Origin of the sequence: Roseicyclus sp., assembly GCF_052168335.1 — a bacterium.
GTDB lineage: Bacteria > Pseudomonadota > Alphaproteobacteria > Rhodobacterales > Rhodobacteraceae > Roseibacterium.
Map to the genome: position 1 here is coordinate 1 of NZ_JBQLZP010000428.1, position 4,986 is coordinate 4,986.

The 4,986-nt window shown below is 72.2% G+C and carries 5 protein-coding genes and 2 pseudogenes; 4 read left to right on the forward strand and 3 right to left on the reverse strand.

The features are described from left to right. The 4 genes and pseudogenes from ACTS11_RS13100 to mnhG form a co-directional block, all read left to right on the forward strand. Positions 1-206 (forward strand): annotated as a pseudogene (locus ACTS11_RS13100) (hypothetical protein); the annotation flags it as partial. Next, positions 203-679 (forward strand): Na+/H+ antiporter subunit E, encoded by a 477-nt coding sequence (locus tag ACTS11_RS13105; RefSeq protein ID WP_442640753.1) that lies wholly within the window; start codon positions 203-205, stop codon positions 677-679. The pseudogene ACTS11_RS13100 and the gene ACTS11_RS13105, both read left to right, overlap by 4 nt. A gap of 5 nt (positions 680-684) precedes the next feature. Beyond that, positions 685-1,026, forward strand: a complete 342-nt coding sequence (locus ACTS11_RS13110) for a monovalent cation/H+ antiporter complex subunit F (protein ID WP_442640754.1) — start codon at positions 685-687, stop codon at positions 1,024-1,026. Next, a complete protein-coding gene (gene mnhG, locus ACTS11_RS13115) occupies positions 1,023-1,355 on the forward strand; it encodes a monovalent cation/H(+) antiporter subunit G (RefSeq protein ID WP_442640755.1) in 333 nt (110 codons plus the stop codon). Before ACTS11_RS13110 ends, mnhG begins: the two co-directional genes overlap by 4 nt. 4 nt (positions 1,356-1,359) lie before the next feature. Here the strand turns inward: mnhG and ACTS11_RS13120 are convergent, their stop codons facing one another. From ACTS11_RS13120 to ACTS11_RS13130, 3 genes and pseudogenes are all read right to left on the reverse strand, one after another. Next, positions 1,360-2,169, reverse strand: a complete 810-nt coding sequence (locus ACTS11_RS13120; protein ID WP_442640756.1) for a metallophosphoesterase — start codon at positions 2,167-2,169, stop codon at positions 1,360-1,362. Positions 2,170-2,256: 87 nt separating this feature from the next. Continuing rightward, positions 2,257-4,782, reverse strand: coding sequence for an ABC transporter permease (locus tag ACTS11_RS13125; RefSeq protein WP_442640757.1), 2,526 nt, complete (start codon positions 4,780-4,782; stop codon positions 2,257-2,259). Further along, positions 4,779-4,986 (reverse strand): annotated as a pseudogene (locus tag ACTS11_RS13130) (ABC transporter); the annotation flags it as partial. The pseudogene ACTS11_RS13130 and the gene ACTS11_RS13125, both read right to left, overlap by 4 nt.

The following is a 4,986-nucleotide window of genomic DNA, read 5'->3' on the forward strand; positions in this document are numbered from 1 at the left end:
CGCCGCGCGACCGGGCGGCCTACCTCCTGCCCATCGCGTCTCTCGCCGCGCTCACCTGCGTCATCGGGTTCTTCCCCGAGCCCTTCGTGGCCTTCGCCGAGCGTTCGGCCGACCAGCTCCTCGATCCGAGCGACTACATCGCGACCGTCCTCGGCGGCGAGGCGCCTCCGACGAACGAGGTCGCATTCCTGGAGGCGGGCGAATGAACATCTTCACGCTCAACATCGTGCTGGCGGTCGCCTGGGCCGCGCTGACGGGGAACTTCACGCTCACCGGCCTTCTCGTCGGCTTCGCGCTGGGTTCGGCCGCGCTCTACCTCGCGAAGCCGCTCTTCCCGGGCTGCGACCGCTACTTCAACCGCGTGTGGCGCTGGGTGAAGCTCTGCGTCCTGTTCCTCTACGAACTGGTGGTCAGCTCGGTGCAGGTGGTCTGGGACGTGCTGACGCCGCAGCACAAGGCGCGGCCGGGCGTGATCTCCATGCCGCTCGACGTGGAGGGCGAGATGGGCATCCTGATGGTGACGAACCTCATCTCGCTGACGCCCGGCACGCTCTCGCTCGACGTGACGGACGACGGGAAGACGCTCTACGTCCACGCGATGTTCGCCGACGACCCCGAGGCGCTCAGGGCGCAGATGAAGAACGGCATGGAGCGCTGGGTGATCGAGGCGCTGGAGTGACGGACATGGACATACTCGGAACCGCCATCGACATCTCCTTCATCCTCGTGATGCTCGGCGTCGCCTTCGCCTTCGTGCGGCTCATCAAGGGGCCGAGCCTGTCGGACCGGATCGTCGCGCTCGACATGATGACGGTGCTCATCGTCTCGTTCTGCGGGCTCTACGCCATCCTTTCGGAGGACACGGCCTTCGTCGACGTGGCGATCGTGCTGGCGCTGGTGGGCTTTCTCGCAACCGTCGCGCTCGCCCGCTTCGTCGAGCGGCGCGTCGTCCGCCGCGACGACCGGCGCCTCGCCGAGGTGCCGCCCGCCGAACATCCGCAACCGCAGGCGGAGGACCGCACATGATCCTCGAGTACCTCATGGCCGGGCTCATCGTCCTCGGCGGCTTCTTCTGCTTCGTCGCGGGGCTGGGCGTCCTGCGGTTGCCCGACGTGCTGATCCGTATGCACGCATCGACCAAGGCCGGCACGCTAGGCTCGGGCCTGATCCTGGCCGCCGTCGCGATCTATTTCGCGGATACCGCGACCACGACGCGGGCTCTGGCGACGATCCTCTTCCTGCTCTTCACCGCCCCCGTCGCGGCGCACATGATCGGACGCGCGGCCTTCCGATCGGGCATCGCGCTCTGGAAGACGGAGATCGAGAAGGGCGCGGAGGAGAAGCTCCGCCGCTGAGCCTTCAGGTCTGAAGGAAGTCGTGCCGTCCGTCGGGGCGGAAGGCGCAGGCCGTAAGCCGCCCCGTGCGCCATGCGGCGGTGTCGAGCGCGACGCGCCCCTCCTCGAAGAGCGGCTCGGCCCGCTCGACATGGCCGTGGGCGATCCAGACGCCGTCGGCGCGGGGCACCGCCTCGAACTCGGGGTGTCCCCAGAGAAGCACGCGCGCGCTCTGGCCTTCCATCGTGTGGACCGGGTCGGCGCCCGCATGGACGGCCCAGAGGTTGCCCGAATTCCAGCTGAGCGGCAGGCCCGCGAGCCATTCTTCCAGCCCCTCGGGCATCGCCTTGCGCAAGACGGCTGCGGCGGTGCGGAACGCGTCGGGGTCGGCGCCTGCCGCCAGCGGCTCGGGATCGACGCGGAAGCTCCGGAGCGTCTCGGTCCCGCCGGCGCGCAGCCAGCGCCTGCCGCGCGTCACCGGATCGGCGAGGAAGTCGAGCATCATCCGCTCGTGGTTGCCCATCAGGCAGACGACGTTTTCGGGGAAGTCGCGCGACAGCTCGCGCAGCCGGGCCAGCGCCTCGGCGCTTTCGCGTCCATGATCGACATAGTCGCCGAGGAAGACCAGCCGGGGATTGCCCGCGCCGCTGCCGCCGATATGCGCGTCGATCAGTTCGAGCATCAGCTCGAGGAGGTCCGCACGTCCGTGAACGTCGCCCACCACGTAGGTCGGGCGATCCGGGCGCGGCAGGTCGAGCGCCGCCGCGCCCCCGGGCTCGGGCGTGGCGTCGGGCCGATCCTTCCGGCCGAGGAGCGAGCGGACGGTGCGCAGCATGCGCCTCAGGTGCGCGCTCGGCCACCGATTGGCAAGGGAGAAGCCGCCCACTCGCGCGATCCCGCGGCGCCCCGTGTCCGGGGTGCCCTAATCCCGCGCGCGGAGCACCCGCGCGGGCCGTGCCGACAGCGGGCGGAGCGCGAAGGCGAGGCCCGCGATCAGCGTGGCGAGCGCGCCACCGATCACGATGGCGAGCGCCGAGACCGGCTCGAACCGGTAGGAGGTGTCCATCACGAAGGTCGTGACGCTCCAGCCGCCGAGCGCGCCCGCCGCGATGGCGACGAGGCCCGCCGCCGCGCCCAGAAGCGCCGAGCGGAGCGCGAAGCTCGCCAGGATCTTCGAGCGCGCCGCGCCCACTGTCTTGAGCACCGCCGCCTCGAAGACGCGCCCCCGCTCGCCCGCCGCCGCCGCGCCGATCAGCACGATGAACCCGGTGAGCAGCGTCGCCGCCGCGCCGTAGGAGGTTGCGGCCGCCAGGCTGCGAAGCGCCTCGGCCACTTGGTCGATGGCGTCGCGCACGCGGATCGCGGTGATGTTGGGCGCCGCACCCGCGACGTCGCGCAGGATCGCGGCCTCGGCCGCCTCCTCGGCGTAGACGGTCGCGATATGGGTGTGCGGCGCGCCGGCCAGCGCGTTCTGCGACATGGTCAGGATGAAGCCGATGCCCGCGTTCTCGAATTCCACCTCGCGGAGCGCGGCGATGGTCGCGGTGATGTCGCGCCCGAGGATGTTGACGGTGATCTCGTCGCCCACGCCCAGGCCGATCTCCTGCGCCTCCTCCGCCGCGAAGGCGACGAGGGGCGGCCCGGCGTAGTCGTCGGGCCACCATTCGCCCGCGACGATCTCCTCCGCCGGCGGCGCGGTCGGCAGGTAGGTCACGCCCCGGTCGCCCTGGATCACCCAGTGGTCGCCCGCCACGTCCGCCGCCCGCACGCCGTTGATCCGCGTGAGGACGCCCCTGAGCATCGGCGCGGTGTCGACGCGGGAGACGGCCGGGTCGTTCTGCACCCGGTCGAGGAAGGGCTCGAGCTGGTCGGGCTGGATGTCCACGAAGAAATAGGTCGGCGCCACTTCGGGCAGGTCGCGCTGGATCGCGGCGCGGAGGTTCGCGTCGATCTGGCCCACGGCAGCCAGCACCGCGAGGCCGAGGCCGAGGGAGAGGACCACCGAGGTCGCCTCCGACCCGGGCCCGCCGACAGCGCCGAGCGCGGTGCGGAGCGCGGTGCGCCCCCGGACCCAGCGGCTGCGCGCGGCGCGGCGCGAGAGCGCCCGGATGAGCCGCGCCGACAGCGCCAGCAGGAGGAGCGCGCCGAGGATGCCCGCCGCCGTCCCGAGCGCGAGTTCCGGTATCCCCGAGAGCGTGACGGCGAGCGCCACCAGCGCCACCGACAGCCCCGCGACGACGGCGAGCCAGAGCGGGCGCGGCAGGCTGCGCGAGGGACCGGAGGCATCGCGGTAGAGGGCGGCGGCGCGCACCTGCTCGGTCCGGGCGAGCGGCCAGAGCGTGAAGATGAGCGCCGTCAGCAGACCGTAGAGCGCGGCTTCGGCCAGCGGTGCGGGGTAGACCGACACGGCGATCGGCACCGGCAGCCGCGCCTCGATCACCGGCGCGAGCGCCAGCGGGATGACCGCGCCGAGCGCCACGCCCATCCCGATCCCCACCAGCGTCAGGAGGCCGATCTGCGCGAAGTAGGCGGTAAAGATCGTCCGCGCCTCGGCCCCGAGGGTCCTCAGCGTCGCGATGGTGGCGATCTTGCCGTCGAGATAGGCGCGCACGGCCGAGGAGACGCCGATCCCCCCCACGGCGAGGCCCGCGAGGCCGACGAGGACGAGGAAGGCGCCGATGCGCTCGACGAATTCCTGCACGCCCGGCGCGCCGTTCCGGCTGTCGCGCCAGCGCATGCCGCTGTCGGCGAAGAGCGCCTCCGCCTCCGCCTCCAGCGCGGCGAGGTCGGAACTGGCGGGCAGGCGCAGGCGATAATCCGTGTCGAAGAGCGTTCCGGGCGCGAGCAGGCCCGAGGCCTCCAGCGCGTCGAGCCGCACGATGGAACGCGGCCCGAGCGCGAAGCCGCCCGCCGCACCGTCGGGCTCGCCTTCCAGCACGGCGCGGAGCTCGAAATCCTGCGTGCCGAGGCGGACGGCGTCGCCCACGGACAGCGCGAGGCGGTCGACCAGAAGCCGCTGCATCACGATGCCCGGAAGCTCCCGTTGCGCGAGCGCCTCGTCGAGGGGCATGGGCGGATCGAGCACGACATCGCCATAGAGCGGATAGGCGCCGTCCACGCCGCGCACCTGCGTCAGCGCGCGCTCGGTCTCGCCGTCCCGCTCGAGACTGACCATGGAACGGAAGTCGACCGTCTCCGACAGGCGCGCGGCCACGCGCTCCATGAAGGCGCGTTCGGCGTCGCTCGCGAAACGGTAGGTGAAGCTCATCTCGGCGTCGCCGCCGAGAATGCTGGCCCCTTCCCGGTCGAGGCCCTGCTGGATCGCCTCGCGCACGGAGCCGACGGCCGCGATGGCCGCGACCCCGAGGGCGAGACAGGCGAGGAAGATGCGGAAACCGCGGAGCCCGCCGCGCAACTCTCGCCCCGCGATGCGGAGGGCGACGCTCACTCGGCGGCCTCCCGGAGGCCTGTCGCCACCCGCCCGTCGCGAAGCCGCACCTCCCGGTCGCAGCGCGCGGCGAGTTCGGGCGCGTGCGTCACGAGGATCAGCGTCGCCCCGTGGCGGTCGCGCAGCTCCATCAGGAGTTTCACGATGGCCTCGCCGGTCGTCCCGTCGAGGTTGCCCGTGGGCTCGTCGGCGAGCAGGATCGCG

What these genes read in the sequence shown, in the direction of transcription:
- ACTS11_RS13120 (WP_442640756.1), bottom strand. Translation starts at nt 2,169, where the DNA reads ATGCTGCGCACCGTCCGCTCGCTCCTCGGCCGGAAGGATCGGCCCGAC.
- ACTS11_RS13105 (WP_442640753.1), top strand. Translation starts at nt 203, where the DNA reads ATGAACATCTTCACGCTCAACATCGTGCTGGCGGTCGCCTGGGCCGCG.
- mnhG (WP_442640755.1), top strand. Translation starts at nt 1,023, where the DNA reads ATGATCCTCGAGTACCTCATGGCCGGGCTCATCGTCCTCGGCGGCTTC.
- ACTS11_RS13110 (WP_442640754.1), top strand. Translation starts at nt 685, where the DNA reads ATGGACATACTCGGAACCGCCATCGACATCTCCTTCATCCTCGTGATG.